This window comes from Brumimicrobium sp. (assembly GCF_048268645.1).
GTDB lineage: Bacteria > Bacteroidota > Bacteroidia > Flavobacteriales_D > Crocinitomicaceae > Brumimicrobium > Brumimicrobium ulvae.
Map to the genome: position 1 here is coordinate 262,988 of NZ_JBLWVE010000001.1, position 13,870 is coordinate 276,857.

The following is a 13,870-nucleotide window of genomic DNA, read 5'->3' on the forward strand; positions in this document are numbered from 1 at the left end:
ACAAAGATACAATTTTTTTAATGGGAATTGTTGTTGCTCTAAAATTCAAAGCACTTTAAAAACGCCGTGCAATTTCCGTTAGTCGAAAAACTACCCTTTAGAAAACCGCTTGTTAGCTACGCCAAAAATCTTTCGTATTAAACCATGAAGAACAGCAACAGGCAAAGCCAGTATTCCAAAAATCATCATTCCCAACTCATAGAATAGTGAGCTGTCTTTGTATTTTTTACCCTTCAAACGCGACTGAAAAGCACTGAAAGGAATTCCATACATATTTCCTGCAAGCATTACCTGACAAGCTGCTAAGATGACTTCCGCTTTTTCTTCACCATATTCATCAACAACAGAGTCATAGGCCTTTTTATTAGGACGTCCAGTTTCGTCTGCGAAATGTTGCGCAAACACGATTGCTTTTGCTTCCTTTGGATCAATAAAATCTTCGCCACCACTTAAAAAACTATTGATTTCTTCACTACTCATTCCCATATTCAAAGCCATTTTCGTGTGTTGATAAGAACATGCAGCGCAACCATTAACCTCTGTCACTGCCAATTGTAAACGTTCTAAAAAGTCAGGATGAATCAATTCACTCTTCTTGTTTTTACCCAAAATTGAAAAGGCCTCAATTGCGTATACAAAAGAAAGGTACATTTGCCCGAACGTAAACTTACGTTTAAATTCAGTTCTTGCACTTATGGTTTCAGGTAGTGTAATTTCTTTTTTCATTTTATTTTCCTTGAGCTGTTTTATTAAAACAAATTGAATCCAAAGAGCAAAATACGGCGTAAGCATATCTTATCACGTAACAAAGGTTACGCATAACTTGAAAAGTTTTATTCTACGCAAATGAAATTAAAATTAACTTTAAAATTGTTTAACTTATCTTTGTAAAGCTTGAACTAAAACACCAATCAACTGTTGAATAAGCATGGCGGAGTACAAAATAAAAGATTTAGAGACCTTAACAGGGATTAAAGCGCATACCATTCGTGTGTGGGAAAAGCGTTATGCTCTTTTATCTCCAGATCGTACCGAAACCAAAATCAGGACCTATTCAGATGCTGATCTTGTAAAGCTTTTAAACATTGCAATTCTTTATGATAATGGATGGAAAATTTCCAAAATTGCAGAATGCTCTGAACGTGAAATCAAGAAAAAAGTTGAAGGTTTATTCCAAGGAGAACAATCCTTCAGTGCTGTTGTAAGTCTATTGATTCAGTCCATGGTTGAATTGGATTGTGATACATTCGAAAGGGTATTAACCAACGCCATTCAAAAGGAAGGATTAGAAACTGTTTACAGAAATTATTTGGTGACATTTCTTGATCGAATTGGTGTGCTATGGATGGTCGGAACAATCACTCCTGTTCAAGAACATTTTGTATCTAACGTAATTCGTCAAAAATTAATTGTTGAAACAGATAAGTTACCCATTGTGGCTAAACGACGTGTAGATGCCGTTTTGTTTACACCTGAAGACGAATTTCACGAAATCAGTTTGTTGTTTTATAATTATATCCTCAAGAAAAGAAATTACCGAACTTTATACCTCGGAACAAACCTACCCATTTCAGATTTAAAGAAAACTTTGCCCACGATTAACCCAAAGAGCATAATTCTTTCTATGATTGCAAATACGCCTAAAGAAGATTACAATAATTATATCATGCATCTCCTGGAGGAAGTCCAACTGCCTATTTTCATCGGAGGAGCTATGGCTGATACTTACGGACTACCAAAATCTGACATGGTCTTCCCTGTTCAAGACTGGATTGAGGTATAAAATACACAAATAAGAGTATAAAAGTACACACTTAGCGGGGTTGGTTTAAAACACGGAGTGTCAACTTAAAAAAAATACTACACCTTAACCCTTGACCACCTTGAGGTTAGGATCTTTTTTGGCAGATTCATTAAAAACGCGTAGCTTTGGCACAGTTCTGTTTAACATTATAAGCACAACTCTAAACAAAACAAGAAAATGTCAACAGTAGAATTTAATAATACGCTTACTTCGATGGAGTCATATTTATTGGCTTTTGCGATGAACTATACTAAAAACCTTGAGGATGCCAAGGATTTAACACAAGATACGATGCTTAAAGCGATTCGTTACAAGGATTATTACAAACCTAAAACGAATTTCAAAGCGTGGATTTTTACCATCATGAAGAACACTTTTATCAATAATTACAGAAGAAAAGTAAGGTCAAATACAATTTTTGATAACTCAACGGACATGTTCTTATTGAACAATTCAACAGAAAACAGAGATTCTCCATACAACTACATTGCAGATGGGGAAATAAATGCACAATTAGAGACTTTGACTCCAGAGTACAAGGAGCCATTCGAAATGCACTATTTAGGATACAAGTACAAAGAAATCGCTGAAAAGCTAGATATTCCGCTAGGTACCGTTAAAAGTAGAATCTTTATCGCACGAAAAAAACTAATGGATCAACTTCCTGAATATGCCAACTATAATAATTAGTAGCTTTGAACAAAAGTTAATGTGCAATGCATTAGTTTAACTGAAGCTAAAAGTTGTTTCTTTGTCTCAATCATTTTTAACTTAATGTGAAATGGAAGTAACCGGTACAAGTGATGTAGTTCTCGTCGATGAAAACGACCAGGTTTTGGGTACAATGGAGAAGTTAAAAGCCCACCAAGAAGGCCGACTTCACAGGGCGTTTTCTGTTCTTATTTTTAATGATAACGACGAAATGCTAATTCACAAAAGGGCCAGTGATAAATACCATTGTGGCGGAATGTGGACCAATGCATGTTGCTCACATCCTCGTTTAGGTGAGTCTCCGAAAAATGCAGCCATAAGAAGAATGCAAGAAGAAATGGGCTTCACCACAGCGATTGATTTCATCGGAAAGTTCATTTACAAAACATCATTTGAAAATGGATTGATCGAAAATGAATTAGACCATGTTTTTGTGGGGAGATTTAATGGCGAACCTGTTCCAAATCCTAAAGAAGTCGAAGATTATCGATATATTCGAATCGAAGATCTTAAGGAGGAAATCAAAAAAGAACCACAAAACTATACGGTTTGGTTCAAAAAGATCGTAGAAGAATATTTAAACGAAATGATTTAGAAATGATTAAAATAGGACGTAGAACAACCTTTAATGCAGCCCATCGTTTACATAATCCCAACTGGACAGATAAAAAAAACAAAGCTGTCTTTGGAAAATGTAACTCTGTGAATTATCACGGACACAACTATGTTTTAGAAACATGGGTAAAAGGAAATATAGATCCTGAAACAGGATTTGTGATTAACTTGTCAGACCTAAAAGCAATCATTAAGGAGGAAATTGAAGAAGAGTTTGACCATAGAAATCTAAATTTAGATGTGCCGGCGTTCAAAAACTTAAATCCTACTGCAGAAAATATCGCCAAAGTGATTTATGAAAAACTAAAACCAAGATTGGCACATTACGAGTTAACCATCAAACTTTATGAAACGCAGAACAACATGGTAGAATACTCCGGAAAATAAATCAACAGGAAGTAAGATTAGAGCGCATATAGGTTCTTCTCGCTTAAAAGAAATACATGAAGACCATTACTTTAGAACAAATAGAACAACTGGAAAAACGCTACCGAACCAATTTGATTAATTGTTTAAGCGGAGTTAAAGGGTTAAACCTCATCGGAACAAAAAATGCTGAAGGCCAAACCAACCTGGCTCTATTTAATTCGGTAGTTCACCTCGGTGCAAACCCTCCACTCATGGGGTTTATTCAACGTCCTGCTTCTGTAGAAAGACATACTTTCGAAAACATTCAAAACACCTCCTTCTTCACCATCAATTCAGTAAGCGAAGACATTCATAAACAAGCACATCAAACTGCTGCTCGCTACGACCGTTCTGAAAGCGAATTTGAAGAGGTTTCATTAAAAAGCATTTATATCGATGAATTCTATGCGCCTTTTGTGCAGGAATCTCCATTAAAAATAGGTTTGGAATGTGTTGACATTATTCCTATTCCATACAACAATACCCATTTGATTGTTGGGAAAATTCAACTTATTCAATTGGATGAAAACTTTCTGCAAGCAGATGGGTTTTTATCTCTTCACGACCAAAAAATTGTTGGTGGTACAGGTTTAGATAGCTACCTATCAACTCAAGAAATCGGTAGATACAGTTATGCAAAGCCGGATCTTCCGTTAACAGATATTCAACCTTAACCCTTCCTTGATATATGGTATTATTTTGGCACAGAAGAGACTTACGAACGCAGGATAACGCAGGGCTGTTCGCTGCTTTGCGGAAGCACAAAAATGTTCAACCTATATTTATTTTTGACCAAAACATACTCGAAGATTTAAAACCAAACGATCAGCGTGTATTGTTTATTCACCAACACATTCAAAAACTAAAACAAACCTACATTCAACATGGCAGTGACCTTTTAGTGTTTTACGGTCGACCAGAGGAGGTGTTTAAAACCCTAACCGATGAACATACAATTGAAGCTGTATACACCAATAGAGATTATGAACCTTATGCCAAATCAAGAGATCAGGCTGTTGAAACATATCTAGAGAAGAAAGATATTTCTTTTCGCAGCTTAAAAGACCATGTCATTTTTGAAAGAAATGAAGTAGTTAAAGGCGATGGTACACCTTATCGTGTCTATACGCCATACATGCGCCAATGGAAAAATGAACTTACACCATTTCATTTAAAAGCTTATCCCGTTGAAAAATACTTAGGTCATTTAAAGCCTTCCTATAAAAGTTCTTCCTTGTTGAGTTTAAAAGAAATAGGTTTCGAGGACAAACAAATTCAGGCTTTTCCAAGTACAGAGGTCGACCAAAAAATCATCGAAAATTATCACCAAACCAGAGATATTCCATCGGTGAATGGTACTACTCGAATGAGTGTTCACTTACGGTTTGGAACAATCTCTATTCGTGCTTTATTTCAACAAGCTAAAAGCAATGAAAAGTACTACAACGAATTAATCTGGAGGGATTTTTACCAAATGATTTTAGATCACTTTCCTGCTTCAGCAGACCGTTCTTTCAAACCGCAATACGACAATATTCCATGGGAAAATAATGAGCATCATTTTAAAGCTTGGTGCGAAGGCAAAACAGGTTATCCTATTGTAGACGCAGGAATGAGAGAACTTAATGCAACTGGATTCATGCACAATCGTGTGCGAATGATTGTCGCAAGCTTTTTAACCAAACACCTAATGACCGATTGGAGATTTGGCGAAGCATATTTTGCTGAAAAACTACTCGACTATGAAATGGCCAGTAATGTTGGAGGTTGGCAATGGGCGGCTTCCTCTGGAGTAGATGCACAACCTTACTTTAGGGTATTTAACCCAACAAGTCAACAAGAAAAGTTTGATCCAGATTTCAAATACATCAAAAAATGGGTTCCTGAATACGGTACAAAGGCATATCCAAATCCAATCGTAGAACACAAATCTGCCCGAAAACGTGCAATTGAAACCTACAAATCAGCCTTGAGTTGATGGCATAAACTCTTACAACAACGGGGACATTAAACGTGCTGCTTTTTCCATTAATTGTATGCCCATGTTTCTGTCTAACCATTCCTTCGGCTCAATATAATCTGCAAACTGAATGTCTTCATAAAAAGCATCGCCCAAAGTTGAAGCAATTCCCTTGTCATATACAATCGCATTGACTTCAAAATTCAAATCAAAACTACGGTAATCCATATTTGCAGTCCCAACAACCGCAATTTTTCTATCCACCACTAAAGTTTTAGCATGAACAAATCCTTTTTGATAAACATAAATCTCAACCCCCACTTCAAGTAAATCGTTGTAATAAGAACGGGCAGCTGCATTCACCAATTTCGAATCTGAGATTCCAGGCACTAACAATTTCACCTTTACACCTCCAAGTGCCGCAACACTGATGGCATCCATCATGCTTTCCCCTGGAATAAAATAAGGAGTAGTAATCAACACTTCCTCTTTGGCTTGATTGATCACCTGAATCAAAGAGTAAAGCACCGTTGGTACTCTTGAGTCTGGTCCGCTCGCTGCGATTTGCACTACCTTATTGTTATTGCTATTCATTTCAGGAAGTGGAGGGAAGTAATCCACCGTGGGGCCCATTCGATCATTCGCACAAAAGTTCCAGTCACACATAAAAGTATGTTGTAAAATATATGCTGACTGCCCTTTCAAATACAAATGGGTGTCTCTCCAATACATCTGTTCTCGGTCGGGATAGTTAATGTACTTATCACTTACATTAATTCCACCAACAAAAGCTTCGCTTCCATCTACAATAATAATTTTTCTATGGTTTCTATAATTCAAACGATTGGCTAAATAAATAAAGATTACCCGATGAAAAGGAAAGGCTTGAATTCCTGCTTTTCGCATTCTTTTTACCATTTTCCCCCTTACCGATCGACTCCCAAAATCATCGTATATAAAACGCACTTCGACACCTTCTTTTGCTTTTTCGATTAGCACATCAACAATCTGGTTTCCAATAGTATCATTTTCAAAAATATAATACTCAATATGAATATGGTGCTTCGCTTTTTTTAAAGTTTCTATCACTTTTGGGAATTTGTTTTCTCCGTTCAATAGCAATTCAACCTCATTGATGTCAGAAATACTATTGATGGTTTCCGTTGTCATCATATTGATGATTTTTTTGTACTCTTTTAACGTAGTTCTCGCATTGTTGAGTGCCGTTTCAGATTGCCCAAGAATGTCTTTTTTTAATCTTTTTGATAATTCATCATCAATGATTAATTTTTTGCTGTACAATTTTCTTTTACGGTAGTTAATTCCAAAAGACAAATAAAATACCATTCCGAATATTGGTAATAACACCACCAACAATAGATAAGCTAAAGACTTTGAGAAACTATCGGTATCGTAAATAATACGCAAACAAACCACAATTACAACAAGAATGTAAATGATTTGAAGCAAAGCCCACAATGTGATCATAAAAAATGCGTTTATAGTTTAGAACAAGTTGTCGTTCTTCTCGATGAAGATAATAAAAAAGAAATATTTATTCGGAATAATTCTAACGACACAGCCCAATAGCGCTTTTTATACAATTGAAAATCTACACTTTAGAAATTCAATTGGTGTTATGGCAAGTTTTTTGTAACTTTTATCAACGAACATAATAATAAGACTATGAAAACAATCATTTCAATATTAACAATAGGTGCTTTGCTGGTTGGAATGACTAGCTCAACAACAATATTTTATCCGCAAATAAAAAGTAAAAGTTTCACCAGTGGAGAAACTTTACGTTATCGTATTAGCTATGGATTAATGGACGCTGGAGAAGCTGTTTTAACCGTAAAAGAAACTTCAAAAAAAGGAGCCAATGGTAGACCGCTTTACCATGTAAAAGGGGAAGGAAAAACCTTAGGTGCTTTTAACTGGTTTTATAAAGTTGAAGACGTTTATGAATCATACATTGATAAGCAAGGAGCTTTTCCTTGGCACTTTGTAAGAGACGTAAATGAAGGTGGATACACCATAAATCAAGAATATACTTTTAAACAAGACAAGCAAAAAGTTGTAGCGGAAGGGAAAGAATATAAAGTTCCTTTAGCGGTTCAAGATATGATTTCATCTTTCTATTACGCACGAACATTGGATTTCAAAAGCATGAAAGTCGGTGATGTTACTGAATTCAAATGTTTTATGGATGAAGAAGTTTGGCCATTAAAAATTCGTTATGTTGGAAAAGAAACCATCAAAATCCGAAAAGGAACCTTTGAATGTTTAAAATTCCAACCTGTCGTTCAGGAAGGGCGTTATTTTGAAAAAGAAGATGATGTTGAATTCTGGGTAACCAATGATGCCAATAGAATTCCTGTTTTAGTTAAAGCTAAAATTCCAGTAGGTAGCATTAAAATGCACCTTGTAGAATGGGATGGTTTGGTGGGTGACTTAGCCAAAAAATAAATCCAAAAAGTAATATTAGTTCAATCGAGGCGGTCCGAAAGGATGGCCTCTTTTTATTTTATCTTTCTAATACGCTGAACTATTGAATACACTTTCGTAAATTTGCACCATGGTAGTTTATAATGTAACAATTAGTATTGATGAGGCTGTAGCCAACAGTTGGTTGGAGTGGATGAAAGAAACCCATATTCCTGAAATTATGGCCACAGGTCATTTTAGAGACAGTAAAATTTGTCGTGTTCACGGAGAAGAAGAAGGTGGTATTACTTTCGCTGTTATGTATACTGCTTTGTCTGAAAAAGACTTAGATATATATCAAGAAAAACACGCACCAAAATTACAATCGGAACATACTGAAAAGTTCAAAGGGAAATTTGCTTCTTTTAGAACCTTGCTCTCTGTTGTTCAAGAGTTTAAATAAATGAGTGTACAACCTAAAAAGCACCTCGGTCAACACTTTTTGACAGATCAAAATACCTGCAGGAAGATCGTTGAACAATACACCAACTTTGGCGGTACAAACAATGTATTGGAGATTGGTCCTGGAATGGGTGCCATCACACAGTATTTTTTGGATATCGAAAACATTGACCTACAGGTCATGGAAATCGATAGAGATTCTGTTGCCTATCTTCAAGACGCTTACCCTGTTCTCAACGGAAAGATTCATTCTGAAGACTTTTTAAAGACAGATTTAACTCAGTTCTTCAAGGGTGAACCTTTCGCTGTTGTGGGAAACTTCCCTTACAACATTTCTTCTCAAATTTTATTTCATTGTATAGAATACAGAAATCAAATCCCTGAAATCATGGGGATGTTTCAAAAGGAAGTTGCTGAACGTGTTGCCGAAGCACCAGGATCAAAAAAATACGGTATTCTAAGTGTATTAATGCAAACGTATTACGATATTGAATACTGTTTTACTGTTAGCGAAAATGTTTTCAACCCTCCGCCGAAAGTAAAATCTGGTGTAATTCGTTGTTTAAGGAACGAAAGAAAACAACTTCCATGTAACGAAGAATTATTCAAGCGAATTGTAAAGTCTACATTTAATCAACGCAGGAAAACAATCAGAAATGGATTAAAGGTTATTCTTGATGTTCAGTTATTACCAGAACACCCGTTTTTAAAGCAAAGGGCAGAAACGTTAAGTGTAGATGATTTTATTGAATTGACTCAGCTCGTTGAAAAAGCCGACCCTAGTATTGTATAATTCACACCTGTTTTTTTTGAATTTGAGAAATCATAAGTTCATTACACCGTAAGAATTCAACTCTAAATTGGTCAATGAAGATTTCTCGTCATCCCATTCCGAGAGCTCGGAATAGAATGCCATCGAAATGACATATGTCAGCGAGGACGTGGTGAAAAAGGAAGAAAAGCGAAGATTTTCTTCCTTTTTCAATAACTCAACACCAACCGACTGTCATTTCTCCATTTCTAAAATCTTAGGTTTTAGAAATGGAGAAATCTTATTAAAATAATACTGGTATAATGGTGGAAATATGTTGAATTTGAAAAATCATAGACACATTATGTGGGTAAGTCAAAGTCCACCCCAACAGAATGTCATTCTTCAAGAATTTTCTTCATCAAACTAAAGCCATTTTATGAGGGATACGACTTTTCCCTATTTCTTTTGTAAATTTGCACAAATTCATTGACCATGCAATACGAATTAACCAGGGAGTATTTAGACGAAATCAGAGACTTAATTGCAGAAAACAACACTGCTTTTATTGAGGACGTCATACAATTACACCCTGCCGATATTGCAGAAATTCTTGATGAATTAGACAACGATGAAGCTAAATTTATCTACGCCCATTTAAACCACGATCTTCAGGGTGATGTTTTAATGGAGCTAGAAGACGATGTTCGTCAACGTTTTGTTGAATCCTTCAATCTTGATCAACTGGCCTCTCAACTGGAAAACTTAGATTCCGATGACGCCGTAGATATCCTTGGAGAAATGCCCATTGATAAACAATTGGAGGTGATTTCTAAAATGGACAGCAGCAATGCTTCAGAGCTAGTTGATTTGTTGAACTACGATGAAGACACCGCCGGGGGATTGATGCAAACGGAGTTTATCCGCGCAAAACTTGAATGGCCCATTAACCGTTGTGTGATTGAATTGCGTAGACAAGCTGAAGAGGTTGATAAAGTACATACGATTTACGTTGTAGACAATGATGACAACCTTGTAGGAACACTCTCGCTAAGAGCGTTGCTTGTGGCCAGTCCAAAAAGTTTGGTAAAAGACGTTTACAAAGATAAAAACATGGTTTATGTCTACACCAACGAAGAAGCTGAGGAGGTCGCTAGAATCATGGATAAATATGACTTAGTTTCTATTCCTGTCTTGAATCTTCAAAAAAAATTGGTGGGTCGCATTACCATTGATGACATTGTAGATGTAATTCGAGAAGAAGCAGACAAAGACTTCCAAATGGCATCGGGTATTTCTGAAAATGTAGAATACAACGCCAGTATTTGGCGAATGTCTCGTGCACGTTTACCTTGGTTAATGATTGGACTTATGGGAGGAGTGCTCGGCTCTCAAGTAATCGGAAACTTTGAAACACAAATCGGAAAAATTCCATCTTTGGCTTTCTTTATTCCTTTGGTTGCCGCTATGGGGGGAAATGTTGGAGTACAGTCGAGTGCTATTGTTGTACAGTCCATTGCAAATGGAACCAATCAATTCAGCAGTATTTTCGCAAGAGTAAAAAGAGAAGCAGGTTTGGGATTATTGAACGGATTAATCTGCGGAACTTTTATCTTTTTGATTACATGGCTGCTTCAAGACATTAGGCTAGGCATTTCTGTGAGTATTGCCTTATTTATTGTAATTGTATTTGCGGCAATCTTTGGCACTTTAATTCCACTTGCATTGCACAGGTATAAAGTTGATCCAGCTGTGGCAACCGGACCGTTTATCACCACTCTAAACGATGTTGTTGGCCTGTTTATCTACTTTGCTGTAGGAATGTTGGTTTTTGGACTTTAACTTCCATATCTTTGGTTTGGAATTTGCTGTTAAGGCAAAAAACAACATTTACTATGAAACTAAAATTTACTTACCTATTTTTAGGGTTAATCACCGTTTCTTGCGGAACCAACAAAATTCAACTAGAAAACATTCAAAACATTGCAGTTGAGTACGACAAAACCAAAGCCATAAACTATGGAGATTCTGTGCGTGTAGATTTTTATGCTGAACAACTATCTGGTGAACGTACCAACATTTCAAACAGTTTCCAACTTGAAATTATAGGGGATGGACTTCGTTATGAACGGAAAAACAACTATCTCTATATCGAAAAAAAACCCTTTAAAAAAGATATCGATCGGTTACCTTTTAGTACAATTTTAAGCAAAAAAGATGATGTGGTTACCTTTCAACATGAGTTAAATCTTAATTTCTCAGGGCCGTTACACATCAATATTTCAGGTGAAGATGGTGACAAAGGACGAGACCGTATGTCTCGACTTAGGCCTGCACTGTTAAGTGATGGAAAGGATGGTAGAGATGGGGACAATGGTTTACATGGGAAAGACGGACCTTCGTTAAAAGTTCACATTTGGAAAAATGAGGACATGTATTATGTGCGATTAAAGCAAACTACCTCAGATACTGTTTATTATTACCAAACAACCAACAAAGACAATATGGTTATTCAGGCAACTGGTGGAAATGGAGGTCGTGGTGGCGACGGAGGAAACGGAAGTCGTGGAAAAAAAGGAAAGGAAACTGAAGATAGTTCACTTCAGCCAGGAGTTGGTGGAGATGGAGGAGATGGAGGAAACGGTGGAAATGGAGGAAAAGGCGGAAGTCTAGAGGTCATTGTTCACCCTAGTGCTGTTGATGTCCTACCGACTTTAAAGATTTTAAATCATGGTGGTGCTGCAGGAATAGCTGGGAAAGCTGGAGAACCTGGGAAAGCTGGTAAACCAGCATCTGGCCAAAAAGCCGTAGCCGATGGAAAGAAAGGTAAGGATGGGAAAGCCGGTCTTTTTGGTGAAAATGGACCTCAGCCTGTTATAAAAACAGAAGATTTTAACTTTAACGATTTCTAAATTGATCGAGCACTCATTATCTCAATTTATGGCGATAATGGGTGCTTTTATGCTTTATATGGTTATTTTCCTGGCGTAAATGAAGATCCAGATTTGGTTCCTTCAATGATTTGAATTCCATCTTTGTAATTCATCTCTTTGACAACTTTTCCAGTCTTATCAAACACTTTAGCTTTTCCATGTTTTAACCCATTCTTGTAGCTTACTTCAGAAATAATCTGATTCCCTCTGAACTCAAAGGTTTGCATTTTCCCATGTAATTCACCGTTCTTATAATTGGCAATAACCGCAGGTAAAAGTCCGCCTTTATGATAAGTCGTCCATGTTCCATGCTTCTTCCCATTCTTGTATTTTCCTTCTTGGGTTTTAGAAAAATCTTTCTGCGAATAAGTCACCGATTTCCCGTGCTTTACTGATGTGCGATTTATACGGCCTTTCATAGGGCCATATTTTGTTTTAGACTTTTGTTCTACCACTTTATAACTGGTTAAATCGCTAGGACGACCATTTTTAAAGTACTCTGTCCACTCTCCAGACTTTTGTCCCATATCATAACTTCCCTTAGATAGAGGAACACCTGAAGAGTAAAAAGAAAGCCATTCTCCGTTCAGTTTTCCTTTATTGAAATCCGATTGATTTTTCAGCTGACCATTTTCCCAATAGTTTTTCCATGTTCCTTCTTCAAGGTCATTTTTATAATCGCCCTCCATCAGTACGTTCCCGTTTTCATACCAAGTGGTCCAGTTTCCGTTTTTTAAATCATTTTCAAAGTGGCCTACTTTAAATTTTTTCCCGTTTTTATAGTAATAAGTCCATTTTCCATCCTTCTTTCCCTCTTTGTATTTTGCTCGATAAGAAAGTTTTCCTGATGGATAATTATAAATCCAAGCACCATGTTGCATGTCGTTTTTGAAATTTCCTTTCATGTCAACAACTCCTGAATTGGTAAACCATGTCCATTCTCCAGATTTTTGACCAGCTTCAAACCGACCTTTTACATTTACTTCTCCGTTATCGAAATAGTAAATGTATTCACCATCAAGTTTGCCGTCTTTATAATGCGTAATTTTTTCTAGGTCTCCCGTGTAATAGTAATATTCCCATTTTCCATCTGGTTGATCCATAACAAAAGACCCCTTCATTAAATAATAACCATGAACAGAAGCTTCTTCGAAGTTACCATGACGCAATCCTTCCTTGTAATTGTACCAAGATTTTAAACGTCCGTTGGTATAATAATCTGCCATCTCACCATTTCCATCTTTCACCGTTTGTGTATGCAATGTATCTGCGGCATAGAATTCCCAAATATAAGACACACTATCAATTACTTCCTCCACCATTTTTAGGGCCCCATCACGGTAAAAATAACGCCATTTTCCGGTTGGGTCACCTAAATGATAATACCCCACTTCGCTGGTATCGCCAGTCACAAAAAACTCAACATACAAACTGTCTTGTAAGCCATCGCTAAAGTATCCAATGGTTTTTACTCGGTCTTTCCCATAATAGGCTTTGACCTCTCCATCCAATTTATTTCTATTGTAATGCCTTTCTTCTACTATTTCTCCTCTTTCGTTAAAAAAAGTCCATTTTCCATGACGCTCGGTCGTTTCTCCAAGTTCATCAACATAGTAATATCCCTGACTTTCAATTTTGGTTTTATTGATGGGATCGTAATAGAAGATTTGTCTCTTCGATAAATTTTTGTCTTTTTTGCCTTGCCCAAAACCATAAAAGGTGAGCGTCAAAAAGAAAAAGAAAAGAATGTATTTATACATATTGCAGAACATATTCATATTATTATAACATCAAATCGT

The 13,870-nt window shown here is 36.5% G+C and carries 14 protein-coding genes; 11 read left to right on the forward strand and 3 right to left on the reverse strand.

Translation table 11 applies throughout. The features are described from left to right. Positions 1–90 precede the first annotated feature (90 nt). Positions 91–726: a carboxymuconolactone decarboxylase family protein gene (locus ACN0U3_RS01145; protein ID WP_417264816.1), complete on the reverse strand. Its 636-nt coding sequence runs from the start codon at positions 724–726 to the stop codon at positions 91–93. Between the two features lie 202 nt (positions 727–928). Between ACN0U3_RS01145 and ACN0U3_RS01150 the strand changes: the two genes are divergently transcribed. From ACN0U3_RS01150 to ACN0U3_RS01175, 6 genes are all read left to right on the forward strand, one after another. Beyond that, entirely contained in the window at positions 929–1,783 is an 855-nt protein-coding gene (locus tag ACN0U3_RS01150) for a MerR family transcriptional regulator (protein ID WP_417264817.1), read from the forward strand. A 198-nt stretch (positions 1,784–1,981) separates the two neighbouring features. Further along, entirely contained in the window at positions 1,982–2,494 is a 513-nt protein-coding gene (locus ACN0U3_RS01155; RefSeq protein ID WP_417264818.1) for an RNA polymerase sigma factor, read from the forward strand. 91 nt (positions 2,495–2,585) lie between these two features. Next, positions 2,586–3,110, forward strand: coding sequence for an isopentenyl-diphosphate Delta-isomerase (idi, locus tag ACN0U3_RS01160; RefSeq protein WP_417264819.1), 525 nt, complete (start codon positions 2,586–2,588; stop codon positions 3,108–3,110). A gap of 2 nt (positions 3,111–3,112) precedes the next feature. Further along, positions 3,113–3,517 (forward strand): 6-pyruvoyl trahydropterin synthase family protein, encoded by a 405-nt coding sequence (locus tag ACN0U3_RS01165; RefSeq protein WP_417264820.1) that lies wholly within the window; start codon positions 3,113–3,115, stop codon positions 3,515–3,517. 56 nt (positions 3,518–3,573) lie between these two features. Beyond that, positions 3,574–4,212: a flavin reductase family protein gene (locus ACN0U3_RS01170; RefSeq protein WP_417264821.1), complete on the forward strand. Its 639-nt coding sequence runs from the start codon at positions 3,574–3,576 to the stop codon at positions 4,210–4,212. 14 nt (positions 4,213–4,226) lie between these two features. Then, positions 4,227–5,516, forward strand: coding sequence for a cryptochrome/photolyase family protein (locus ACN0U3_RS01175; protein WP_417264822.1), 1,290 nt, complete (start codon positions 4,227–4,229; stop codon positions 5,514–5,516). A gap of 12 nt (positions 5,517–5,528) precedes the next feature. Here ACN0U3_RS01175 and cls read toward each other — a convergent pair whose 3' ends face one another. Continuing rightward, on the reverse strand, positions 5,529–6,986 hold the full coding sequence (cls, locus tag ACN0U3_RS01180) for a cardiolipin synthase (RefSeq protein ID WP_417264823.1): 1,458 nt from the start codon (positions 6,984–6,986) through the stop codon (positions 5,529–5,531). 198 nt (positions 6,987–7,184) lie between these two features. Between cls and ACN0U3_RS01185 the strand changes: the two genes are divergently transcribed. From ACN0U3_RS01185 to ACN0U3_RS01205, 5 genes are all read left to right on the forward strand, one after another. Continuing rightward, on the forward strand, positions 7,185–7,967 hold the full coding sequence (locus ACN0U3_RS01185) for a DUF3108 domain-containing protein (RefSeq protein WP_299202729.1): 783 nt from the start codon (positions 7,185–7,187) through the stop codon (positions 7,965–7,967). A gap of 109 nt (positions 7,968–8,076) precedes the next feature. Then, positions 8,077–8,388 carry a DUF4286 family protein gene (locus ACN0U3_RS01190; RefSeq protein WP_299202726.1) on the forward strand — a complete coding sequence of 104 codons (312 nt, stop codon included), beginning with the start codon at positions 8,077–8,079 and terminating at the stop codon, positions 8,386–8,388. Beyond that, positions 8,389–9,180: a 16S rRNA (adenine(1518)-N(6)/adenine(1519)-N(6))-dimethyltransferase RsmA gene (gene rsmA / locus ACN0U3_RS01195; protein ID WP_299202723.1), complete on the forward strand. Its 792-nt coding sequence runs from the start codon at positions 8,389–8,391 to the stop codon at positions 9,178–9,180. It abuts the gene before it with no gap. Positions 9,181–9,633: 453 nt separating this feature from the next. Then, the gene (gene mgtE, locus ACN0U3_RS01200; RefSeq protein ID WP_417264824.1) at positions 9,634–10,980 is read left to right on the forward strand and encodes a magnesium transporter; all 1,347 of its coding nucleotides are present in this window, start codon (positions 9,634–9,636) and stop codon (positions 10,978–10,980) included. A 53-nt stretch (positions 10,981–11,033) separates the two neighbouring features. After that, positions 11,034–12,050: a hypothetical protein gene (locus ACN0U3_RS01205; protein WP_417264825.1), complete on the forward strand. Its 1,017-nt coding sequence runs from the start codon at positions 11,034–11,036 to the stop codon at positions 12,048–12,050. Between the two features lie 62 nt (positions 12,051–12,112). On the opposite strand, the gene ACN0U3_RS01210 is transcribed toward ACN0U3_RS01205, so the two are convergent. Further along, positions 12,113–13,831 (reverse strand): toxin-antitoxin system YwqK family antitoxin, encoded by a 1,719-nt coding sequence (locus tag ACN0U3_RS01210; RefSeq protein ID WP_417264826.1) that lies wholly within the window; start codon positions 13,829–13,831, stop codon positions 12,113–12,115. Positions 13,832–13,870: the final 39 nt, after the last annotated feature.

What these genes read in the sequence shown, in the direction of transcription:
- ACN0U3_RS01145 (WP_417264816.1), bottom strand. Translation starts at nt 726, where the DNA reads ATGAAAAAAGAAATTACACTACCTGAAACCATAAGTGCAAGAACTGAA.
- ACN0U3_RS01150 (WP_417264817.1), top strand. Translation starts at nt 929, where the DNA reads ATGGCGGAGTACAAAATAAAAGATTTAGAGACCTTAACAGGGATTAAA.
- ACN0U3_RS01155 (WP_417264818.1), top strand. Translation starts at nt 1,982, where the DNA reads ATGTCAACAGTAGAATTTAATAATACGCTTACTTCGATGGAGTCATAT.
- idi (WP_417264819.1), top strand. Translation starts at nt 2,586, where the DNA reads ATGGAAGTAACCGGTACAAGTGATGTAGTTCTCGTCGATGAAAACGAC.
- ACN0U3_RS01165 (WP_417264820.1), top strand. Translation starts at nt 3,113, where the DNA reads ATGATTAAAATAGGACGTAGAACAACCTTTAATGCAGCCCATCGTTTA.
- ACN0U3_RS01170 (WP_417264821.1), top strand. Translation starts at nt 3,574, where the DNA reads ATGAAGACCATTACTTTAGAACAAATAGAACAACTGGAAAAACGCTAC.
- ACN0U3_RS01175 (WP_417264822.1), top strand. Translation starts at nt 4,227, where the DNA reads ATGGTATTATTTTGGCACAGAAGAGACTTACGAACGCAGGATAACGCA.
- cls (WP_417264823.1), bottom strand. Translation starts at nt 6,986, where the DNA reads ATGATCACATTGTGGGCTTTGCTTCAAATCATTTACATTCTTGTTGTA.
- ACN0U3_RS01185 (WP_299202729.1), top strand. Translation starts at nt 7,185, where the DNA reads ATGAAAACAATCATTTCAATATTAACAATAGGTGCTTTGCTGGTTGGA.
- ACN0U3_RS01190 (WP_299202726.1), top strand. Translation starts at nt 8,077, where the DNA reads ATGGTAGTTTATAATGTAACAATTAGTATTGATGAGGCTGTAGCCAAC.
- rsmA (WP_299202723.1), top strand. Translation starts at nt 8,389, where the DNA reads ATGAGTGTACAACCTAAAAAGCACCTCGGTCAACACTTTTTGACAGAT.
- mgtE (WP_417264824.1), top strand. Translation starts at nt 9,634, where the DNA reads ATGCAATACGAATTAACCAGGGAGTATTTAGACGAAATCAGAGACTTA.
- ACN0U3_RS01205 (WP_417264825.1), top strand. Translation starts at nt 11,034, where the DNA reads ATGAAACTAAAATTTACTTACCTATTTTTAGGGTTAATCACCGTTTCT.
- ACN0U3_RS01210 (WP_417264826.1), bottom strand. Translation starts at nt 13,831, where the DNA reads ATGTATAAATACATTCTTTTCTTTTTCTTTTTGACGCTCACCTTTTAT.